The organism is Kitasatospora sp. NPDC094019, assembly GCF_044764505.1.
Lineage (GTDB): Bacteria > Actinomycetota > Actinomycetes > Streptomycetales > Streptomycetaceae > Kitasatospora.
On the sequence record NZ_JBIWIF010000008.1, the window covers coordinates 402221 to 423533 of the forward strand.

17 protein-coding genes and 1 pseudogene are annotated in these 21313 nt (G+C 74.9%); 14 read left to right on the forward strand and 4 right to left on the reverse strand.

The genetic code is table 11. The annotated features are described in order from the left end of the window. Positions 1 to 2: 2 nt before the first annotated feature. Complete coding sequence (locus ACIQ9P_RS20940; protein ID WP_402357890.1) at positions 3 to 1373, reverse strand: APC family permease; 1371 nt, start codon at positions 1371 to 1373, stop codon at positions 3 to 5. Positions 1374 to 1460: 87 nt separating this feature from the next. Here ACIQ9P_RS20940 and ACIQ9P_RS20945 point away from each other — a divergent pair, with 87 nt between their 5' ends. Further along, on the forward strand, positions 1461 to 2438 hold the full coding sequence (locus ACIQ9P_RS20945) for a 4-hydroxy-3-methylbut-2-enyl diphosphate reductase (protein ID WP_402357893.1): 978 nt from the start codon (positions 1461 to 1463) through the stop codon (positions 2436 to 2438). A gap of 153 nt (positions 2439 to 2591) precedes the next feature. Then, positions 2592 to 3338 (forward strand): polyphosphate--glucose phosphotransferase, encoded by a 747-nt coding sequence (ppgK, locus tag ACIQ9P_RS20950; protein ID WP_402357896.1) that lies wholly within the window; start codon positions 2592 to 2594, stop codon positions 3336 to 3338. Between the two features lie 106 nt (positions 3339 to 3444). Here the strand turns inward: ppgK and ACIQ9P_RS20955 are convergent, their stop codons facing one another. Then, the gene (locus ACIQ9P_RS20955; RefSeq protein WP_402357899.1) at positions 3445 to 3888 is read right to left on the reverse strand and encodes a DUF6542 domain-containing protein; all 444 of its coding nucleotides are present in this window, start codon (positions 3886 to 3888) and stop codon (positions 3445 to 3447) included. Positions 3889 to 4217: 329 nt separating this feature from the next. Here ACIQ9P_RS20955 and ACIQ9P_RS20960 point away from each other — a divergent pair, with 329 nt between their 5' ends. The 5 genes from ACIQ9P_RS20960 (at position 4218) to ACIQ9P_RS20980 (ending at position 7946) form a co-directional block, all read left to right on the forward strand. After that, the gene (locus ACIQ9P_RS20960; RefSeq protein ID WP_402357902.1) at positions 4218 to 4610 is read left to right on the forward strand and encodes a VOC family protein; all 393 of its coding nucleotides are present in this window, start codon (positions 4218 to 4220) and stop codon (positions 4608 to 4610) included. A gap of 77 nt (positions 4611 to 4687) precedes the next feature. After that, positions 4688 to 5761, forward strand: a complete 1074-nt coding sequence (ychF, locus tag ACIQ9P_RS20965) for a redox-regulated ATPase YchF (RefSeq protein ID WP_402357905.1) — start codon at positions 4688 to 4690, stop codon at positions 5759 to 5761. Positions 5762 to 5887: 126 nt separating this feature from the next. Further along, on the forward strand, positions 5888 to 6169 hold the full coding sequence (locus ACIQ9P_RS20970; protein WP_402357908.1) for a type II toxin-antitoxin system Phd/YefM family antitoxin: 282 nt from the start codon (positions 5888 to 5890) through the stop codon (positions 6167 to 6169). Beyond that, positions 6166 to 6420 carry a Txe/YoeB family addiction module toxin gene (locus tag ACIQ9P_RS20975; RefSeq protein ID WP_402357911.1) on the forward strand — a complete coding sequence of 85 codons (255 nt, stop codon included), beginning with the start codon at positions 6166 to 6168 and terminating at the stop codon, positions 6418 to 6420. The genes ACIQ9P_RS20970 and ACIQ9P_RS20975 overlap by 4 nt, the downstream gene beginning before the upstream one ends. Before the next feature lie 176 nt (positions 6421 to 6596). After that, positions 6597 to 7946, forward strand: a complete 1350-nt coding sequence (locus ACIQ9P_RS20980; RefSeq protein ID WP_402357914.1) for a M20 family metallopeptidase — start codon at positions 6597 to 6599, stop codon at positions 7944 to 7946. A 50-nt stretch (positions 7947 to 7996) separates the two neighbouring features. Here the strand turns inward: ACIQ9P_RS20980 and ACIQ9P_RS20985 are convergent, their stop codons facing one another. Further along, on the reverse strand, positions 7997 to 8650 hold the full coding sequence (locus tag ACIQ9P_RS20985; RefSeq protein WP_402357917.1) for an HAD-IA family hydrolase: 654 nt from the start codon (positions 8648 to 8650) through the stop codon (positions 7997 to 7999). 97 nt (positions 8651 to 8747) lie between these two features. Beyond that, positions 8748 to 9934, reverse strand: a pseudogene (locus ACIQ9P_RS20990) (dihydrofolate reductase family protein). A 171-nt stretch (positions 9935 to 10105) separates the two neighbouring features. On the opposite strand from ACIQ9P_RS20990, the gene ACIQ9P_RS20995 reads away from it, so the two are divergent. The 7 genes from ACIQ9P_RS20995 (at position 10106) to ACIQ9P_RS21025 (ending at position 21193) form a co-directional block, all read left to right on the forward strand. Further along, on the forward strand, positions 10106 to 10921 hold the full coding sequence (locus ACIQ9P_RS20995) for a methyltransferase domain-containing protein (RefSeq protein WP_402357920.1): 816 nt from the start codon (positions 10106 to 10108) through the stop codon (positions 10919 to 10921). A 223-nt stretch (positions 10922 to 11144) separates the two neighbouring features. Then, positions 11145 to 12512 (forward strand): DUF4190 domain-containing protein, encoded by a 1368-nt coding sequence (locus ACIQ9P_RS21000; RefSeq protein ID WP_402357923.1) that lies wholly within the window; start codon positions 11145 to 11147, stop codon positions 12510 to 12512. A 236-nt stretch (positions 12513 to 12748) separates the two neighbouring features. Next, positions 12749 to 12931: an SPOR domain-containing protein gene (locus tag ACIQ9P_RS21005; protein ID WP_402357926.1), complete on the forward strand. Its 183-nt coding sequence runs from the start codon at positions 12749 to 12751 to the stop codon at positions 12929 to 12931. A gap of 25 nt (positions 12932 to 12956) precedes the next feature. Further along, positions 12957 to 13379, forward strand: a complete 423-nt coding sequence (locus ACIQ9P_RS21010; RefSeq protein ID WP_402357929.1) for a (deoxy)nucleoside triphosphate pyrophosphohydrolase — start codon at positions 12957 to 12959, stop codon at positions 13377 to 13379. A 294-nt stretch (positions 13380 to 13673) separates the two neighbouring features. Then, a complete protein-coding gene (locus ACIQ9P_RS21015) occupies positions 13674 to 16409 on the forward strand; it encodes a SpoIIE family protein phosphatase (RefSeq protein WP_402357932.1) in 2736 nt (911 codons plus the stop codon). Positions 16410 to 16718: 309 nt separating this feature from the next. Further along, on the forward strand, positions 16719 to 19223 hold the full coding sequence (locus ACIQ9P_RS21020; RefSeq protein ID WP_402358033.1) for a SpoIIE family protein phosphatase: 2505 nt from the start codon (positions 16719 to 16721) through the stop codon (positions 19221 to 19223). A 194-nt stretch (positions 19224 to 19417) separates the two neighbouring features. After that, complete coding sequence (locus ACIQ9P_RS21025) at positions 19418 to 21193, forward strand: ABC transporter family substrate-binding protein (protein ID WP_402357935.1); 1776 nt, start codon at positions 19418 to 19420, stop codon at positions 21191 to 21193. Positions 21194 to 21313 lie beyond the last annotated feature (120 nt).

Here is a 21313-nt window from a genome sequence, read left to right on the forward strand (position 1 = left end):
GGTTAGCGACGCCCGCCGACAGCGGAACCGCTCCGGACGGCCACCACCAGCAGGCCGACCGCCAGCCAGACCAGCCCCACCACCTGCGCCGAGCCGGCCGCCTCGGCCACCACCGCGCCGATCACCAGCACGCCCAGCACCGGCACCAGCAGGTGCCGGGCCCAGTCGCGCGAGCCGTGCCGCACCACGTACCAGCCCACCACCGAGGCGTGCAGCAGGGTGAAGGCGGTGAGGGCGCCGATGTCCACCACCGAGGTCAGCCGGTCGAGCCCGTCGTCCCGGTCCGCCGCCCAGACCGCCGCCACCAGGGTGATCGCCGCCGACACCAGCAGCGCCCGGCGCGGCACCGCCGATCCCGGGTCGACCGCGCCGAGGAAGCGCGGCAGCCGCCCGTCCCGGCCCATCGCGAACAGCAGCCGCCCGGCCGCCGCCTGCCCGGCCAGGGCGGCGAAGGCCGCGCCGACCGCCTTGCTCGCCGCGACCAGCACATGCAGCCAGTGCCCGACCGAGCCCTCCACCGTGTCGTAGAACGCCGACCCCTGCGCCGCCGGATCCGCCGCCAGCTCCGCCGGGGAGAGCGGCTCCAGCAGCGCCGCCAGCCAGGTCTGCGCCACGAACAGCAGACCGGACACCACCAGGCACCACACCAGCGCCCGCGCCACCGCCGCCGAGGCGCCGACCGCCTCCTCGACGAAGGTCGCGATCGCGTCGAAGCCCAGATAGGACAGCACCGCCACCGAGACCGCCGAGAGCACGGCGGACGCGGAGAAGCCGCCGACGGCCGTGAACGGCGTCGCCCAGCCGCGCTGCGCGCCGTCGCGCGCCAGCACCACCGCGGCCGCGGCCACGAAGACCGCCAGTACCGCGAGCTCCGCCACCAGCACCGCCAGACCCACCCTCGCCGCCGTCCGCACCCCGGCCAGGTTCAGCGCGGTGGTCACCAGCACCGCCAGCGCCGTCCACACCCAGCGCGGGACGTCCGGGACCAGCGAGTGCAGCGCGATCCCGGAGAACAGGTACGCGACCGCCGGGATCAACAGGTAGTCCAGCAGCGCCATCCATCCGGCCAGGAAGCCCGCCGCCTCGCCGAGCCCGGCCCGCGCGTAGGCGTACACCGACCCCGTCCGCGGCACCGCCCGCACCATCTGCGCGTAGGAGAGCGCCGTGAAACCCATGGCCGCGGTGGCCACCAGGTAGACGGCCGCGACCGCGCCGCGGCTCTTGGCGTCGAGCACCCCGAACACGCCCACCGGGGCCATCGGGGCGATGAACAGCAGTCCGTAGACCACCAGGTCGCGGACGCCGAGGCTGCGCCGCAGCCCGCCCGGGGGCCCGCCGTCGTCGGGCCCGTCCGGCCCGGCTCGCTCGCTCATAGCTTCCACATTTGAGCACCCGGGACCGGTTCCGGCCGGAACGCGACTCCCGTCGGCGCGGCTCCCCTCCGCCCGTACGATGGAGCCATGTCCTCCAACACCGCGCAGCGCCGTGTCCTGCTCGCCGCCCCCCGGGGCTACTGCGCGGGCGTCGACCGCGCCGTGATCGCCGTTGAGAAGGCCCTGGAGCAGTACGGGGCGCCCATCTACGTCCGCAAGCAGATCGTCCACAACAAGTACGTGGTGCAGACCCTGGAGAAGAAGGGCGCGATCTTCGTCGACGAGACGGAGGAGGTGCCCGAGGGCTCGATCGTGGTCTTCTCCGCCCACGGCGTCGCCCCGTCGGTGCACGACGAGGCGCGGGCCGGCAAGCTCGCCACCGTCGACGCCACCTGCCCGCTGGTGACCAAGGTGCACAAGGAGGCCGTGCGCTTCGCCGACGAGGGCTACGACATCCTGCTGGTGGGCCACGAGGGCCACGAGGAGGTCATCGGCACCATGGGCGAGGCGCCGGACCGGATCCACCTGGTCGACGGCGCCGAGGACGTCGCCAAGGTGCAGGTCCGCGACGAGTCCAAGGTGGTCTGGCTCTCCCAGACCACCCTGTCGGTGGACGAGACCATGGCCACCGTCGGCGAGCTGAAGCAGCGCTTCCCGCTGCTGGTCAGCCCGCCCAGCGACGACATCTGCTACGCCACCCAGAACCGTCAGGTGGCCGTCAAGCAGATGGCCCCGGAGACGGACCTGCTGATCGTGGTCGGCTCCAAGAACTCCTCCAACTCCGTCCGCCTGGTCGAGGTCGGCCTGGAGTACGGCGCCAAGGCCGCCCACCTGGTCGACTTCGCCGAGGAGATCAGCGAGGAGTGGCTGACCGGCGTCACCACGGTCGGCCTGACCAGCGGCGCCTCGGTGCCGGAGATCCTGGTCGACGGCGTGCTGGAGTGGCTGGCCGCGCGCGGCTACGACGAGGTCTCCACCGTCAAGACCGCCGAGGAGCACCTGATCTTCTCGCTGCCCAAGGAGCTCCGCCGCGACCTGCGGGCCGAGGCCGCGGGCAAGCTGTAACGCGTCAGGATCCGGCCGGAGGGCCCGGCGGCCCCCGCGGGGTCGCCGGGCCCTCCGCTGTGCGGGGCCCGGCGGGCTCTCGTAAGTTTTGTGGACGGCCGTGCACAGCCATGCACAGGTCTGTGGACAACGTTCGGGCGGAGGGCGGTCGAGATGACGGCGGTATTCGGTGTGGACATCGGCGGATCGGGCATCAAGGGTGCCCCCGTCGACCTGGCCCGGGGCGTGCTCGCGCAGGAACGGCACAAGGTCCTCACCCCGCAGCCCTCCGCGCCGGAGGCGGTGGTCGCCGCCGTCCGCGAGGTGGTCCGCCACTTCGACCACCGGGGACCGGTCGGTCTGACCTTCCCCGGCGTGGTGGTCGACGGGCACACCAGGACCGCCGCCAATGTCGACAAGGGCTGGATCGGCCTGGACGCGGCCGGACTGTTCCGGGAGGCGCTGGACCTGCCGGCCGTGGTGCTCAACGACGCCGACGCGGCCGGTCTCGCCGAGACCACCCACGGGGCCGGCCGGGGACAGGAGGGCGTGGTGCTGGTGCTGACCTTCGGCACCGGCATCGGCAGCGCCCTGTTCGTGGACGGCACGCTGGTGCCCAACACCGAGCTGGGCCACCTGGAGCTGCGCGGAAAGGACGCCGAGCGGCGGGCCTCCTCGGCGGCCAAGGAGCGGCACGATCTGAGCTGGGGGCAGTGGGCCGGCCGGGTGGACGAGTACCTGGACCTGGTGGAGATGCTGTTCTCGCCGCAGCTGATCGTGATCGGCGGCGGTGTGAGCCGCAAGCACGAGAAGTTCCTGCCGCTGCTGCGCGAGCGCGGTGCCCGGGTCGTCCCGGCGGAGCTGCGCAACGACGCCGGCATCGTCGGCGCGGCCATGGCGGCCGCCCGGGCCTCGGGCTGAGCCCGTCGCGTCCTCGCGCCGGCCCGCCGGCTTCCCGTTCGCCTTCCCGGTCCGCTCCGCCGTCGGCGCCGAGGGGCGGAGGCCGTTCCGGTCGGCCTCCCGCCCCTCAGCGCGCGCGGTGGATCCGGCGCTGGGCCACGAACCGGGCCAGCACGATCGCCGCGGCCAGCCCGGTGCCGGAGAACAGCCAGCCCGCCCGGGTCGCCAGGTTGGTCGCCAGCGCCACCACCTGGGCCGTCACCCCGGACGAGGTGACCGGACCGAACAGCAGCAGCGCGGCGGCGAAGGCGATCGGCCCGCTGATCGGCGCGGCCAGCAGGTCCGCGTACCGGACCCGGACGGCGAGCTGGAAACAGATCAGCAGAAAGCCGATGCCGAACAGCGGCCCCAGCCCGCCGAGTACCAGCCGGTCCAGGCCGGCCACCGTGATCGTCGCCGCCAGCGCGGCCACCCCGGTGCCGACGGCGGTCAGCCGGGTCGGGCGGCCGCTGCGCCGCCGCCCGTACAGCCGCCCCGCCATCCGGGCCCGCAGCACGGGCGGGCCGGACACGGGGCGTAGTCGGGAACCGGGGTCGGCGCCCCGCCCCGGTGGCCGTCCGGCGGCCTTCCCACCCGCTCTGCCGGGGGTCTTGGCGGCGGGGCGGACGGCCGGCCCGCCCGTGCTCCCGGGGGCGCGGCCCGGCCCGGGGACGGCGGCCCCGGCCGCGCCGTTCGGCGGTCGGCGTCTGGGCCCTGGCGGCTGGGTACGGATGCTCTGCTCCACCCGCCCAACGTACGGTCCGATCATCGCCACACTGTGTAATGGGCCGTCGGGGCTTGTTCCGTGTCTTCGGACGGAGTATTGGTGTGACCGATGCCCGATCACCCCAGGGGGAGCGCATGACCAGCGGATTCACCTTCGAACGGCTGCACCACGTCCAGCTCGACATCCCGGCGGGGGCGGAGGACGAGTGCCGCGCCTTCTGGCACGGTGTGCTCGGTATGACGGAACTGGTGAAGCCCCCGGTGCTGGCCGCGCGCGGCGGCTGCTGGTTCCGCGGCGGCGGGGTGGAGGTGCACCTCGGGGTGGTGCCGGAGTTCCGGCCGTCCCGCAAGGGGCATCCGGGCTTCCGGATCGGAGACCTGGACGCCCTCGCCGAGCGGCTGGCCGCGCACGGCCACGAGGTGGTCTGGGACGACAACCTGCCGGGGTACCGAAGGTTCCACTCCAGCGACCGGCTCGGCAACCGGCTGGAGTTCCTGGAGCCCTCCCCGGCGGCGGCCGACGCCTGACCCGCTGCCCGTAGACTGGGGGATCGGTCCGGCGAGCGGGCCGGCCCAACTCCTCCAAGCCCCCGGGACTGCGCTTCATGTCGCTCACGATCGGAATCGTCGGCCTGCCGAACGTCGGCAAGTCGACCCTGTTCAACGCCCTGACCAAGAACGACGTGCTGGCGGCCAACTACCCGTTCGCCACCATCGAGCCCAACGTCGGCGTCGTCGGCGTCCCGGACGCCCGGCTGGGCAAGCTCGCCGAGATCTTCGGCTCGCAGCGGATCCTCCCGGCGACCGTCGACTTCGTCGACATCGCCGGCATCGTGCGCGGCGCCTCGGTCGGTGAGGGCCTGGGCAACAAGTTCCTGGCGAACATCCGTGAGTCGGACGCGATCTGCCAGGTCATCCGGGCCTTCGTCGACCCCGACGTGGTGCACGTCGACGGCAAGGTCTCGCCGAAGGACGACATCGAGACCATCAACACCGAGCTGATCCTCGCCGACCTCCAGTCGATCGAGAAGGTGCTGCCGCGGCTCCAGAAGGAGGCCCGACTGAAGAAGGAGTCGGCCGCCACGCTGGCCGCCGCCGAGGCCGCCCAGAAGATCCTGGAGACCGGCAAGACCCTCTTCGAGGCGGGCTTCGACGCCTCCTCGGTGCGCGAGCTGCACCTGCTCACCACCAAGCCCTTCCTCTACGTGTTCAACGTCGACGAGGACGAGCTGGTCGACGAGGAGTTCAAGGAGGCCCAGCGCGCCCTGGTCGCCCCCGCCGAGGCGATCTTCCTGAACGCCAAGATCGAGTCCGAGCTGATCGGCATGGACGAGGACGAGGCGCTGGAGCTCCTCCAGTCCATGGGCCAGGAGGAGACCGGCATGGCCACCCTCGGCCGGGTCGGCTACGAGACCCTCGGCCTGCAGAGCTACCTCACGGCGGGCCCCAAGGAGACCCGGGCCTGGACCGTCAAGAAGGGCGCGACCGCCCCCGAGGCCGCCGGTGTGATCCACACCGACTTCCAGAAGGGCTTCATCAAGGCGGAGATCATCTCCTTCGACGACCTGGTCGCCTGCGGCTCCATCGCCGAGGCCCGCAGCAAGGGCAAGGCCCGCATCGAGGGCAAGGAGTACGTCATGCAGGACGGCGACGTCGTGGAGTTCCGCTTCAACGTCTGACCTGGCACGTGCGTGGATCGAAGAGGGCCGGACTCCCCGGAGTCCGACCCTCTTCCCGTCGACCCGTCCGGCGAGCCCCTTGAGTGGTACCGTATTCGGTACCACTCGCCGAAGGGGGTACGTGCCGTGCCCATCACCGCGAGCGAAGCCCGCAGGGATCTCTTTCCGTTGATCAAGAAGGTCAACGAGGACCACGACGCCATCGAGATCGTGTCCAAGCACGGAAATGCCGTACTCGTCTCCGCCGAGGACTACGCCGCCCTGCGGGAGGGTTCGTACCTCCTGCGTTCGCCGGCGAACGCTCGTCGCCTGCTCAAGGCGTACGACAACGCGCTGAACGGCGTAGGGCTCTCCGAGCGCACGCTCATCGACCCCGACTCGGCTGATGCCGGGCGGGGTGTCGAGTGAGGCTCGTCTTCGGAGAGCAGGGCTGGGAGGACTGCACGTCCTGGCTCAAGAACGATCGTAAGATGCTCGCGAGGATCAACAGGCTCGTCGAGGACGTCCTGCGCGATCCGTTCACCGGGATCGGCAAGCCCGAGCCGCTGAAGTACCACCTGCCAGGGGCCTGGTCGCGGAGGATCGACGACGAGCATCGCCTCGTCTATCTGGTCACCGACCGGGAGATCGTCATCCTGGCGGCCCGCTACCGCTACTGAGCGCTCGGCGGCCGGTCCGGCCCCGTTCCCGCATGCCGCCCGACCCGCTGCACAAGCGGGCCGGGCGGTGTCGTTCCATGTGGGGCCGGTGTTGTCAATGGGGCTGGCGGGTCTTGACCGGTGCATGTGGTCGGCTGATTGACTGACTGTCACATCGATCGGATCACGGGGGACTGATGGAGAACGTGACGGGTTACGGGCCGAGTCGGCGGGCAGTGCTCGGTGGGGTGGCGGCGGCCGGGGCCGGGGCCGTGGTGATGGCCTCCGGTGGGGCGGCCTCGGCGGAGCCGGCGGGGCGCCGGAACCCGGTCGACCAGGCGGCGGTGGACGCCGTGGCGGCGCGGCTGGACGGCGAGCTGGTCGCGCTGCGGCGGGCGCTGCACGCGAACCCGCAGACCACGGGCGCGGAGACGTACGCCGCCGGGGAGGTCGCGCAGCGGCTGCGGGCGGCGGGGCTGGAGGTGACCGCCGGGGTGGGCGGGACCACCTCGCCGGACGGGACGGCGGTGCCCGGGTACGGCGTGGTCGCGGTGCTGCGCGGTGCGCGGCCGGGCCGGACGGTGGCCTACCGGGCGGACATGGACGCGGTGCCGGGCGACGGGATCATGCCGCCGAAGAAGGGCCGGCCGGCGGCGCACGCCTGCGGGCACGACATCCACACCGCGGTCGGGGTGGGCGTCGCGCTGACGCTGGCCCGGCTGCGGCACCGGTTGAGCGGCACGGTGGTGTTCTTCTTCCAGCCGGGGGAGGAGGGTCTGGTGGGCGCCCGGGCGATGATCGCGCAGGGGTGGCTGGAGCGGACCGGCGTCGAGGAGATCCACGCCCTGCACACCGGGCCGTACCCGGTCGGCGGGTTCGCCGTGACGCCGGGCAGCGGGCTGCCGGGTCAGGACTGGGTGAACATCGCGATCGGCGGTCCGGACGCGGCCGCGACGGCGGCCCGGCTGGTGGGCGCGATCACCGCGCTCGGCACGGTGCCGCTGCCGCAGGGGCCCGCGGACCTGGAGGCCATGGTCCGGGACGTGCGGACGCCGGACGGGCCGCTGGCCCGGTTCCTGGTGACCGGCGCCCGGGTGGCGCCGGCGCCGGACGCCGAGGGGCGGCCGGTCGTCGAGGCGAAGTTCCGGTGCTGGCCGCCGGAGCGGGACGCCGAGGTCCGGGAGGAGATCCGCCGGCTGGCGCAGACGTACCCGGGGGCGGTGGTCACGTATCCGCGCGACCCGTTCCCGGCGCTGCTCTGCCCGCCGGACGCGGCGAACGCGCTGGCCCGGCGGCTGCGGTGCGAGTTCGGACCGAACGCGGTGACGGTGAACCGCACCGCGTTCCCGTTCAACGGGGAGGACTACGCGCTGTTCCTGGAGCGGGTCCCGGGCACCTACAGCTTCCTCGGGGTGCGTACCCCGGGGGCCGGGATCGAGACGAGCTACCCGCACTACGAGACCTTCGAGCCGGACGAGCGGGCGATCGGTGTCGGGGTGCGGGCGATGGCGGGCTGGCTGGCGGAGCGCGCGCACGGCCGGGGCTGACCAGGGGGACGCGGCGGGGCCGGGCGACGCCCGGCCCCGCCGTGCCGCGGTCAGGCGACGGTGACGGTGAGCGTGCCGTCCGGGCCCGGGGTGACGGTGACGGACTCCAGGGTGGCGGCGTGGGCCGCGGGGTGGTGGGCGGCGGCGCGGGGGCCGACGCCGACGACCGGTACGCCGGCCGCGAGGGCGGCGGCGATGCCGGCCCCGGAGTCCTCGAAGGCCAGGCAGTCGGCGGGGGCGAAGCCGAGGGCGGCGGCGCCCTTGAGGAAGCCCTCGGGGTCGGGCTTGCTGGCGCCCACGGACTCGGCGGTGATCAGGACCGACGGCAGGGTGAGGCCGGCGGCGGCCATCCGGACCCGGGCGAGCGGGGCGTCGGCGGAGGTCACCAGGGCGTGCGGGTGACCGGCCAGGGCGGCGAGGAAGGCGGGGGCGCCGGGAACCGGGACGACACCCTCGGTGTCGGCCCGTTCCGCGGCGAGCATCCGCGCGTTGTCCGCGAGGTTGAGCTCCACCGGGCGGTCGGGCAGCAGGACGGCCATGGTGGCGTGGCCCTGGCGGCCGTGGGCCGTGTGCAGCACCTCGGCCGGGTCGAGGCCGTGCTCCCGGGCCCACCGGCTCCAGCAGCGTTCGACCACGGCGTCGGAGTCGACCAGGGTGCCGTCCATGTCCAGCAGCAGGGCGCGGGGGGTGAAGGTCGTGGGCACGGGGCGGCTCCGTCCGGGATGATGAAGAGGCGCGCGAAATGCGAGCCTAATGTTCAACAAGGATACAAAAGATCGTCCCGGGTGCCGCCGCCGGACCTCAGTCCAGCAGGTGCGCGTTGACCGCGCGGGCCTCCTCCGCCAGCTCCGGCAGCTCGACCACCTGGATCCCGGCCGCCTCCAGCAGCGAGGCGCCCCTGGTCTCGGCGACGAAGGTGGACGGCTCCCGCCAGGCCACCACCACCCGGGGGACGCCGGCCGTGATCAGCAGTTCGGCGCACGGCACCGGGCGGGAGGCCCGCTGTCCGCAGGGCTCCAGCGAGCTGTAGACGGTCGCGCCGCGCAGCCGGGGGTCGCCGGCCGGGAGCTTGGCGAGGGCCGCCTCCTCCGCGTGGTCGTGGCCGTCCGTCTCGCGGCTGAAGCCCTCCGCCAGTACCGCGCCGTCGGCGGCGACCACCACCGCGCCGACCGAGAACGCCGTCCGCGAGGGCGGGCAGCGGCGGGAGAGCTCCACCGCCCGGCGGAGGAACGCGAGATCGGCGTCGGTCGTGGGGCCGGCGTCGGTCGTGGGACCGGCGTCGGGCGCGGAACGCGGCTCGGTCACGGGGCTGACTCCTTCGGGGCGTACCTGAGCAGGACGACATCGCCCACCGTACGGGCCTCCAGCAGTCGCATCCGCCGGGCCGGGCCACCGGGGAAGTCCGCCGGGCCGACGAACCGGGGCGCGCCCGGCTGTCCGACCAGCAGCGGCGCCACGACCAGTTGGAGCTCGTCCGCCAGTCCCTGGGCCAGGAACTGGGTGTGCACCCCGCCGCCGCCCTCGACCATCAGCCGCCGCACCCCGCGCGCGCCGAGGTCGTCCAGCACCGCGCCCAGGTCCACGACCGGGCCGAGCGCGACCACCTCGGCCAGCCCGGCCAGCTCGGGGCGCAGCGCGGCGGCGCCGGTGTCCGTGGTGTAGGCGAGCCGTTCGCCACCGGTGTGCCAGAACCGCAGTGAGCGGTCCAGTCGGCCGCTCGCGCTGAGCGTCACCTTCAGCGGGTACGCGGGCCGGCCGGCCGCCGTCCGTGCGTCCCGCCGTCCGGGGTCGTTGACCAGCAGCCGCGGGTTGTCCGCGCGCAGGGTGTTGCCGCCGACCAGGACGGCGTCGGCGGCGGCCCGCTCGGCGTCCACCCGGTCGAAGTCGGCCGGTCCGGAGAGCAGCAGCCGCTCGGGCGAGGCGTCGTCGAGGAAGCCGTCCAGGGACATGGCGGCACTCAGCAGGACGAACGGGCGGGGGCCGGGCATGGTGGCGAGCCCTTCACGTGGGGCGGTTCGGTCGGGTGCGTCCACGGTACGGCCCGGGGTGTCCGGCGACCGGCCGGGCGATCGGTATGTGAGACAAATCTTCTCGAAATACGGGACAAGGAGTAGCGTCGGAGGCGTCGAGGAACGGCAGATCCCGAGGGGGAGACCACCATGACCGCACCGAAGAACGCCGTCTACACCCATGGCCACCAGGAGCCCGTACTGCGCTCGCACCGCTCCCGGACGGTCGAGAACTCCGCCGCTTATCTGCGCGACCGCCTGCGGTCCGGGCAGGCCGTGCTGGACATCGGCTGCGGACCGGGCACCATCACCGCCGACCTGGCCGAACTGGTCGGCCCGACCGGCCGGGTGGTGGCCGCGGACGCCTCGGCCGAGGTGCTGGCGGAGGCCGCCCGGTACGTCGCCGGGCGGGGCCTGTCCAACGTCGTGTTCGAGGTCGCCGATGTGCACCGGCTGGCGTACGCGGACGGCGAGTTCGACGTGGTGCACGCCCATCAGGTGCTGCAGCACGTGGCCGACCCGGTGGGGGCGCTGCGGGAGCTGCGCCGGGTCACCGCCGAGGGGGGTGTGGTCGCCGTCCGGGACGTCGACTACGCCAGCATGACCTGGTACCCGGAGGTGCCGGAGCTGGACCACTGGCTGGAGCTGTACGAGCGGATCGCCCGGCACAACGGCGGCGAGCCGGACGCCGGCCGGCGGCTGCTGTCCTGGGCCCGGGCGGCCGGATTCACCGAGGTCACCGCGACGTCGAGCACCTGGACGTACGCGACCCCCGAGCAGCGCGCGTGGTGGGGCGGGCTGTGGGCCGAGCGGATCACGGACTCGGGCATCGCCAGGGCGGCCGTGGCGCAGGGGTTCGCGGACGAGGCCGAACTGGCCCGGATCGCGGCCGGGTGGCGGGAGTGGGCGGCGGCCGGGGACGGGTGGTTCGCGATGCTGCACGGGGAGGTCCTGGCCCGGCGCTGACGCCGGTGTCGGCACCGGTGTCGGCACCGGCGCCGGACCCGGTGCGGGCGGTGCGGCGCGGGGGTCGTTCGTGGGGCGGAAAAGCGTGGGCGGGTGTTCCACGGGATCCGGTAGAGTCGCGCGCCTGTTCCCGTACCCGACGGGCCGTCGACTCCGTCCGCGGGCACCTCGGGTCGTCCTGCCGAGTTGCCGCCCGCGGTCCGCGGGCCGGGGGAGATCGCACGTGTCCAAGCCCGAGTCCGACGCTGCCGTCGTCCCGGCACCCGCGCCCGCGCCGGAGCCCGCGCCCGCGCCGGAGCCCGCGCCCGAACCGGCGCCGGCGCCGTCGGTCGGTCCGGCCCCCGTCGCTCCGCCCGCACCGGCTCCGCCCGCACCGGTCGACGCTCCCGCCGACGGACCGGTGCCGCCGCCCGCCGCCGACCCGTGGGCCGTCCCCGCCGACGTGCCGCCTCCGGCCGACCCGGCCGCGCCGCAGCCGACCGGCTGGGCCGCCGTCACCCCCGCTGCCCAGAGCGGTTTCCAGCCCGGCTTCCCCTACCCGGCCGCCCCCACCCGCACCAACGGCTTCGCGATCGCCTCGCTGGTCACCGCCCTGTTCTGTCTGTGGCCCCTGGCGCTCGTCTTCGCGGTGGTCGCGCTGGTCCGGATACCCCGGCGCAACGAGAAGGGCCGGGGCCTGGCCGTCAGCGGCCTGATCCTCGCCGTGCTCTCACTGATCGTCTCCCTGATCGCGTTCGTCGGGCTGGCCGCGATCGGCTTCGACGAGGAGCGGTACGGCGACGCCCGGCTCGGGCCGAAGGGCTCGGTCGCCGTCAACGACCTGCGGGTCGGCGACTGCTTCAACCAGCCGCCGTTCAGCCCCGGCCAGGACAGCGAGTCCGCCAGCGTCTACTGGGTCCGGGTGGTGCCCTGCAGTACGCCGCACCACGCCGAGGTCGCGGGCACCGTCACCCTCCCCGGGGGCCTGGACAACCAGTACCCCAGCCGGTCCGAGATGGGCAGCAGCGCCGCGCGGTCCTGCGGCCCGGTGCGCGACGACTACGCGCTCGACTCCTGGCTCGTCCCCGACGGGATGGAGGGGTACTACTACTACCCGGGCGTCCGGAGCTGGATGACCGGCGACCGCCGGGTGACCTGCACCTTCCAGGACGAGAAGCAGCCGCACTCCGGGAGCGTCCGTACCGACCGGACCAAGCTCACCCGGGCCCAGCGCACCTACCTGGACGCGGTGCTCGCCTACAACAACGCCCTGTTCGCCGAGCCGGACCTGGACATCGACGTGGCGCCCGCCAAGTACCGCGAGTGGGCGAGGACGATGGCCACCGCCAGCCGCAAGGAGGTCACCGAGCTGTCGGCCAACGGGATCGACTGGCCGGAGGGTGCCAGGGCCAAGCTGATCGAGCTGGGCGCGCTCACGCTGGACGCCGCCAACGCCTGGGACACCGCGGCCAGGACGACGGACCCGGCCGCCCTGGAGCGGGAGGTCGGCAAGGCGCAGGCGCTGTCAGGCAAGGGCGACGGGCTGGCCGTGGAGATCCGGCGCGCGCTGGGACTGTCGACCGGCGAGCGCGCCTCGGAGATCCGGGTCTGAGCCCGGTCTCCGGGGCCGGGGACGGAAGCCGGTCCCGCCACCGCCGCACCGGCTGTTAACAGTCCCTGTACCGGCCGGTAGCAAAGGGGGCGTAGTGTCCCGACCAGCCCCGCCCCGACCCGACCCCCACGCGGGCCGGGGCGGGGCCGCCGTGCGTCCGCCCCCGGCCCGGTACCCCCTCCGCCCGGTACCCGTCCGCCCTTCGCCGTCCGGGCGGGCCGTTCTAGCCTGGGCGCATGGACACCTTTCGGGTGATGCGGCAGGACGACAACGGTCAGCGCTTCCGGATCGTCGGGGGGATCGGCCGGGAGGCGGCCGAACAGCTCGCCGCCGAGTTCGAGGCGCGCGGCCACAAGCAGTTGTACTGGGTCGAGGCCGAGTCCGCCGGGGACTCCCTGGCACGGGGGCCGCGCGACTGAACCGCGCGCCGTAGGGTCGGGGCCCATGGACAAGGCCATGGACCCCGCGGGGGAGAACCGGATCGTCGTCGGCGGCGCGCTGATCCACCGGGGGCGGGTGCTCGCCGCGCGGCGCAGCAGGCCCGCCGAGGTGGCGGGGCGCTGGGAGTTCCCGGGCGGCAAGGCCGAACCCGGTGAGACCGAGGCCGAGGCGCTGGAGCGCGAGCTGATGGAGGAGCTGGGCGTCCGGGCCCGGGCGCTCACCCGGTTGCCCGGCGCGTGGCTGGTGCGGCCCGGGCTCGAACTGCGGCTCTGGGCGGCCGAACTGCTGTCCGGCGACCCGCTCCCGCTCCAGGAGCACGACGAGCTGCGCTGGCTCGGGGCCGCCGAGCTGGCCGACGTCGACTGGCTCGACCACGACCGCGAGGTCCTGCCGGAGGTCGCCCGCCTCCTGAGCCCGGCCTCCTGAGCCCGGCATCCTGAGCCCGGCATCCTGGGCCCGGCCTTCCGGGCCCGCCTCCCCGGTCCCTCCCGGGCCCCGCTCCACGAGCCCGTCCGCACTCCGCCCCGCCGCCGGTCCCCGACCCCGGGCCGGGCCGGGCCGCGACGCGTGGCGCGGTGCCCCGGCAATCCGAACGGCCGACGCGGCGAACGGGATAGCCTTGGCCCAGCTGGGTATGTCACTGTTCGGCACTATTCGTCACCATCGGTCAGCCGCCCCAGCCGGCGACACCGATCCCGAGCAGAGCCGGAGGCCGCGTCGGTGTCGAGGAGCGGGTACGGCGGTGGGGGAGCGCGCCGGGCGGGCACCGGGGGGAGCGCCGCCGCCCGCGCCCGGCTGCGCCGCGGCGCGGACCGCGCCGCGGCGGACACCCGGGCCGACGCCGGACCTCCCGCGGTCCGGCCCGCGCAGTCCCCGGCGGCGTCCGACGAGGCGGGCCCGGCCGGCGTCCGGGGCCGCCCGGGCCGGGCGTTCCCCGGTGGACCGCGCGCCCTCCCGGAGGCCCCCGGCCGGGTCGGCCCCGGCCCCGGCGGGACCGCCGGCGGCAGCCTCTTCGACGTGGTCAAGGTGGCCATCGCGATCCTCGACACCGCCGGCCGGGTGGCGCTCTGGAGTCCGGCCGCCGAGGAACTGCTCGGCTGGCCCAACGAACTCCTGGTCGGCCGCCGGATCGACGACCTGATCCCCGACGAGGAGCAGGTGGCCCGGATCCGGGCCGCGATCCAGGACACCCTGCGGAACGGCCGCTGGTCCGGTCCGGCCGAGCTGCGCGACCGGGAGGGCGTCCCGGTACTGGTGGACGCCCGGATCTCACTCCTCGTCGACGGCGACGGCAACCCGTTCCTCCAGGTCAACCTGGCCGAGGCGGCGGCCGTCCGGGCGGTGGAGCGCGACCTCGCGGTGCGGGACGCGCTCTTCGAGCAGTCCCCGCTGGGCATCGCGATCCTCGACACCGAGCTGCGCTACACGGCCGTCAACCGGACCCTCGCCGAGATGAACGGCGCCGCCCCGGAGGACCACGTCGGCCGCACCACCGGCGAGACCCTGCCCGAGCGCGCCGCCGACGAGATCACCGCGATCCAGCGCCAGGTGCTGGCCACCGGAGAGCCGGTCATCGACGTCACCCTCGCCTCGCCGGTCACCGCCCGCTCCGGCTACCGCTCGATCTCCTACAGCCGGATGACCGATCGCTCCGGGAAGATCCTCGGCATCTCCGGCACCGTGATGGACGTGACCGAGCGTTATCGCGCGGTGGCCAAGGTCGAGCACGCCCGCCGTCGGCTGTCCCTGCTCAACGAGTTCGGCTCCCGGGTCGGTGACCTGCTGGACGCCTCCCGGATCGCCCAGGAACTGGCCGGCGCGGTGGTCCCCAGGCTGACCGACCACGCCGCCGTCATCCTGCTCCAGGCCGTCGCGCACGGTGACGACCTGCCCCGGCACGGCCACGACCGCCGCACCTCGCTGCTCCAGCTCGGCACGGCCTCCGTGCAGGACGGCCCCGAGGTCGAGGTGATGCTGCGGCGCGGCGCCCGGATCACCTTCGCCGAGGACTCCGCCTGCGGCCGGGTGCTGCGCACCGGCGTCCCCGAGCTGCTCTCGGGCGCCGACCAGCTGAGCGACATCACCTACGCCGGCGACCCGAAGATGCAGGCCGCACAGGACCTGGGCGTGCACTCGATGCTGGTGGTGCCGCTGCGGGCGCGGGGCATCGTGATCGGACTGCTGCTGGTCAGCCGGGCCGGCTACCGCGAGGGCTTCGACCGGGACGACCTGGCGTTCACCGTCGAGCTGGCGGACCGCGCGGGCTCCTCGCTGGACAACGCCCGGCTCTACGCCCGGGAGCGCACCGCCGCCCTCACCCTCCAGCGCACCCTGCTGCCGCAGCAGGTGCCGCAGCCCACCGGTGTCGAGGTCGCCTACCGGTACGTGCCCGGCAGCAGCGGCACCGAGGTCGGCGGCGACTGGTTCGACGTCATCCCGCTGCCCGGCGACCGCACCGCGCTGGTGGTCGGCGACGTGATGGGGCACGGTCTGCGGGCCGCCGCGACCATGGGCCGGCTGCGCACCGCCGTCCGGGTGCTGGCCGCCCTCGACCTGCCGCCGGACGTGCTGCTGCGACACGTCCACGAGCTGGCCGACGACCTCGCCCAGGGGCCGGACGAGGCGCTGCTCGCCACTTGCGTGTACGCGGTGTTCGACCCGGCCACCGCGACCCTGATCGTCGCCAAGGCCGGCCACATCCCGCCGGTGCTGGTGGTGCCGGGGGAGGAGTCGGACGGGCCGACCCGGACCGGCGGCCCGCTGCCCGGCGGTGCCGGCCGGATCCTGGAGCTGCCCTCGGGCGCCCCGCTCGGGGTCGGCGGGGTCCCGTTCGAGTCGGTCGAGCTGAAGATCCCCGAGGGCAGCCTGCTGGCGCTGTGCACCGACGGCCTGGTGGAGTCCCGGGACAAGGACCTGGACGTGGGCCTCGGCCGGCTGGTGACCGTGCTCCAGGCGCCGTACGCGTCGATCCAGGCGGCCTGCGAGGCGGTGCTGGGGACCATGGAGCAGGGCCGGGAGCCGGACGACGTGGCGCTGCTGCTGGCCCGGCTCGGCCACGGGCAGGCCGGTACCCCGACGGCCGGCTGGACCCTGCCCGCCGAGCCGACCGCCGTTTCCCGGGCCCGCCGGCTGGTCCGCGCGACGCTGGCCGAGTGGGGCGTCGAGCAGCTCACCGACACCGCCGAGCTGCTGGTCAGTGAACTGGTCACGAACGCCGTCCGGTACGCGAGCGCGCCGATCGGGGTGCGGCTGACGCTCGGCGAGACGCTCCTGGTGGAGATCTCCGACCCGCTGCCGGACCCGCCCCGGGAGCGGCACGCCGCCGAGGCGGACGAGGGCGGGCGCGGGCTGGAGCTCGTCGCCCGGCTGGCCCTGCACTGGGGTGCCAGGGCCGAGGGGATGGGCAAGGTGGTCTGGTTCGAGCAGGCGCTGCCGGGAAGTCCGGGCGCGGAGTAGAACGCCCTGCATATGCCACCGGAGGGCCTCGGGGGAGCGCGCGCCCCGGTAGGGGGCGCGAGCGTGGCATTGTGGTGGCGCGGGCGGTAGGACAAAAACCTTCGCCCGATCTGATGTTGTGATGTTGAGGGCGTGTGAACGTACCCCTCGATGATGAATACTCGGTCTTCTCGACATCCGGACGGTCGCGGGTTTGGAGGGGTCGGTCCGTTGAACAGCACCCCGGCGCGCAATGCGCCGAGCAGCAGCGGTCATGCCGCTGTACCCGGGCAGGCCGGCGCCCAACACGTGCCGGCCCCCGCCCACCAGCTGCCCGCCCCCGTCCGGGCCGCCCGCCCGGCCGCCGAGGAGCAGCGCTGGGGCGCCGGGGACCCGGGTTCGATCTACGACTACATCCGGGTCGCCACCTTCGCCATCGGCCCGGACGGCCGGATCAGCCAGTGGAGCGAGCGGGCCGCCGAGTTCTTCGGCGTCACCGCCGTCGAGGCGGTCGGCGCCGACCCGGTGACCACCTTCGTGCCGCGCGAGCTCTGGCAGCGCGGCCGGACCAGGCTGGAACGCACCCTGGCCGGCGAGGAATGGGTCGGCACCGCCCCCTACCGGCACGCCGACGGCGGCGAGGGCCTGGCCGAGCTCTACCTGATGCCGGACAGCGCGCTGCCCACCGCGGGCGCCACCTGTCTCGCCGTCGACCTCGGACGGCTCCGCCGGATCGAGACCGATCTGGCCGCGTCGGAGGCGGTTTTCGGCCAGACTCCGACCGGCTTCGTCCTCTTCGACGACCGGCTCCGGCTCCAGCGCGTCAACGACGCGTTCGCCTCCGGGATGGGCCTGGCGCCCACCGACCTGGAGGGCCTCACCCCGCACGACATCTTCCCCGGCGCCGAGGCAGACCGCCTCACCGCCGCCCTGCGCAAGGTCCTCGCCAGCGGCGAGCCCGTGTTCGACCTGCGCTTCCACGCGGCCGTCCCGACCCGCGACGGAAACCGGCTCTGGGCCGTCTCGCTCTACCGCCTCAACGGCGCCGCCGGCCAGCCGATGGGAGTCGCCGGGCAGGTCTCCGACGTCACCAGCCGGCACGTCGCCGAGCGCGAGGCCGACGGCGTCCGCCGCAACCTCGCGCTGCTCAACGAGGCCAGCGCCCACATCGGCTCCACCCTCGACCTGGAGACCACCGCCAAGGAGCTGCTGGACGTCGTCGTCCCGCCGTTCTGCGACCTCGCCACCGTCGACCTGTACACCGCGCTGCTCTCCGGCGAGACCGTGCCCAGCGCCGGCCGGCTCGGCGACACCGTGCTCACCGACGGCAGCGGCGAGCTGCGCCGGGTGGCCGTCTCCAGCGTGGTCGGCGGCGCCTCCTCGGTACTCGGCTCGGTCACCGGCCTGCCCATCGCCGAGGCCGGCGGCACCCTCTGCTACCCCCGCCGCTCCCCGCACGCCCGGGCCCTGCGCACCGGCCGCAGCGTCGTCCCCGAGCCCGGCCCCGACCCGCTGCTGCGCTCCACCCTGATCGTCCCGCTGGTCGCCCGCGACCAGGTGCTCGGCCTGGTCCAGCTCTCCCGGGCGATCGGCAGCGAGCCCTTCGACGCCCGTGACGTCGCCATCGCCGAGGAGCTCGTCGCCCGCGCCGCCGTCTGCATCGACAACGCCCGGCTCTACCGCCGCGAGCACGAGCGCGCGCTGATCCTCCAGCGCAGCCTGCTGCCCCCGGGCAACCCGGCCGCCAGCGGCCTGGAGATCGCCTGCCGCTACCTGCCCAGCAACAACAACACCGAGGTCGGCGGCGACTGGTTCGACGTCATCCCGCTGCCCGGCAACCGCACCGCCCTGGTCATCGGCGACGTGATGGGCCGCGGCCTGCGCGCCGCCGTCGCCATGGGCCAGCTGCGCACCGCCGTCCGCACCCTGGCCATGCTCGACCTCGACCCGGCCGAGGTGCTCACCGCCCTGGACGAGATCGCCCGCGGTCTCGGCGACGACACCGCGCCGGCCGCCCGCTCCACCCCGTACGGGCGGCTCACCTCCACCGCCGACGAGGAGGCCCGCGAGGTCTACCTGGCGACCTGCGTCTACGCCGTCTACGACGCCGTGACCCGGCGCTGCGTCTTCGCCAACGCCGGCCACCTCCCGCCCGTGCTGCTGAGCCCCGGCGAGAGCGCCCGGATGCTGGACGTGCCGCCCGGCCTGCCGCTCGGCGTCGGCGGCGAGCCCTTCGAGGAGGTCGAACTGACGCTGCCGGACGGCGCCGTGCTCGGCCTCTACACCGACGGCCTGGTGGAGAGCCGCAAGCACCAGCTGGACGAGGGCCTGAAGGCTTTCCGCACCGCGCTGTCGGCCGAGGGCAAGGGTCTGGAGGACCTCTGCGACCACGTCCTCGGCGAGCTCAACCCGCACCACGGGGAGGACGACATCGCCCTGCTGATGGCCAGGGTGCACGCCTTCCCCGCGGACGCCGTCGGCCAGTGGTTCCTGCCGCCGGAGCCCACCTCGGTCGCCAAGGCCCGCGAGGCCGCGTGCAGCTGGCTGCTCGCCCGGGGCCTGGACGACCTGGTCGACACCACCGAGCTGCTGGTCAGCGAACTGGTCACCAACGCGCTGCGGCACGGTCGGGGCGAGATCCGGCTGCGGCTGCTGCGCGACCGGACCATGGTCTGCGAGGTCTGGGACGACGGCTACGCCCAGCCCCGGCAGCGGCGCGCCCACGAGACCGACGAGGGCGGGCGCGGCCTGCAACTGGTCAGCCTGCTCGCCGAGCGCTGGGGCAGTCGGCGCACCCCCAAGGGCAAGATCGTCTGGTTCGAGCTGGGGCTCTAGGGCGCGTCTTCGAACCCCCGGCGTCGCCCCGCAGGCGCGGGTTCGAAGACGCTCCCCAGGGGCTGCGGGGCTCCCCGGCCGGCCTTCGTGACCGGGTGCCCCGGCGGCCCGGGCGGGCGGCCGTACCGCCGATCGGGTGCCGCACCCGGCCGGCCGCCGTGTCGCCGCCGCCCGGGGCCGCGAGGCGGCGTTCCATGGCCGCCATGCGCGCCCGCCTCCCCGTCGCAGCCGCCGCGCTGCTGATCGTCCTCGGTGCCACCGCCGGCTGCCTCGGCGGCCCCGGCCCGGCCCGCGGCGCCCGGACCGCCCCCGACCCCGCGCCGCCCGCGCCCGCCGTCGTCACCGGCGACGTCCGTCCGGCCGACCGGGCCGCCGTCCGCGACGGCGGTGCCCTGCGCTGGGCCGTCGACGCCGTCCCGGCCACCCTGAACGTCTACCAGCCGACCGCCACCGCCGACTCCGCCCTCCTGGCGCACGCGCTCTACCCGGCGCTGTTCCGGCCGGACGCGCGCGGCGAGTGGACCCCCGACGAGGACTACCTGACCGCCGCCGAGGCCACCCCGCCCGGACAACTGCCCCAGGTGGTCACCTACCACCTCGCCCCGCGCGCGGTCTGGAGCGACGGCACCCCGCTCTCCGCCGCCGACTTCATCGCCCAGCGGGCCGCGCTCTCCGGCCTGGACCCCGCCTACACCGCCGTCCGGCCCGCCGGGTACGCGGCCATCGACTCGATCGTCCAGGGCGCCGACCCGCACGAGGTCAAGGTGACCTTCCGGCAGCCCTACGGCGAGTGGCGCGCCCTGTTCGGCCCGCTCTACCCCGCCGCCGAGACCGCCACCGCCGCCGCCTTCGGCCGCCCGCTGCCCGGCGGCACCGCCCACCCGACGGCCGGCCCGTTCCTGGTCTCCGGCTACGACCCGGCCGGCGGACGGGTCACCCTGGTCCGCAACCCGTACTGGTGGGGCGAGCCGGCCAAGGCCGACCGGATCGACTTCCTGGCCACCCCCGCCGAACGGCGCGGCCCCGAGCTCGCCGAGGGCCGCCTGGACCTCGCCGCGCTGACCACCGCCGTCGACCGCGCGGGCGGCGACGCCGCCGAGGCGGTCCGCCGCGCCGGGGCCCTGCCCGGCACCACGTTGCACCGGGCCGCCGGGACCGGCCTCACCCAGCTGACCCTGAACGCCGCCCGCGAGCCGCTCACCGATCCGGCGCTGCGCCGCGCGCTGGCCCGCGCCGTCGACCGGCGGCACGCCGCCGACGCCGCGCTCGCCCCGTTCGGCCTGCCCGGCGCACCCCTGGGCCACCACCTGCTGACCGGCGACCAGCCCGGCTACCGGGACAACGCCGACGTGCTGGGCACCGCCGACCCCGGGCGGATGCTGGACGAGACCGGCTGGCGCCGGCCCGCCGACGGCGGCACCCGGGCCAGGGACGGCCACCCGCTGGCCCTCACCCTGCTGGTCCCGGCCGGCTCGGCGACCCTCCGGCGGGCGGCCGACGCGGTGGCGGCCGACCTCATCGCCGCCGGTGCGGCCGTCCGGGTGGCCGAGGCCGCACCGGAAGCCTTCGTCCGCGACCACCTGGCCACCGGGGACTTCGACCTCGCCCTGTTCTCCTGGCCGGCCGGTCCCGGCCCGGCCGGCGAGCAGCGGCCGGTCTACGCCAAGCCCCGTCCCGGTCCGGACGGCGCGCCGGTCCCCGGCAGCAACTACGCCCGGGCCGGGACGGAGGAGATCGACCGCCTCTTCGACCGCGCCGCCGCCGAGCCCGACCCGGACGCCCGCCGGGCCCTGGTCCAGGAGACGGATGTGCGGATCTGGCAGCTGGGCCACTCGGTACCGCTGTTCCAGCGGCCCGAACTGGTGGCCGTCCGGGACGGTCTCGCCGGCGCCGGGGTCTGGGGCTTCACCCGTCCCCGACTGCGGGACATCGGCTGGTCGGAGGGTGGACCGGAGCCGAGAACCCGGTGAATCGAGGGTGTCGGCGTTGTGATCTTGCTCCCCCGGACGGGTCCCGTTTCGGCCGAGCTGGGCGGTTCCCCGTACGATAGGAGGAAGCCGTGGCATGTCGTGCCCGGCGGGTGGACCGGT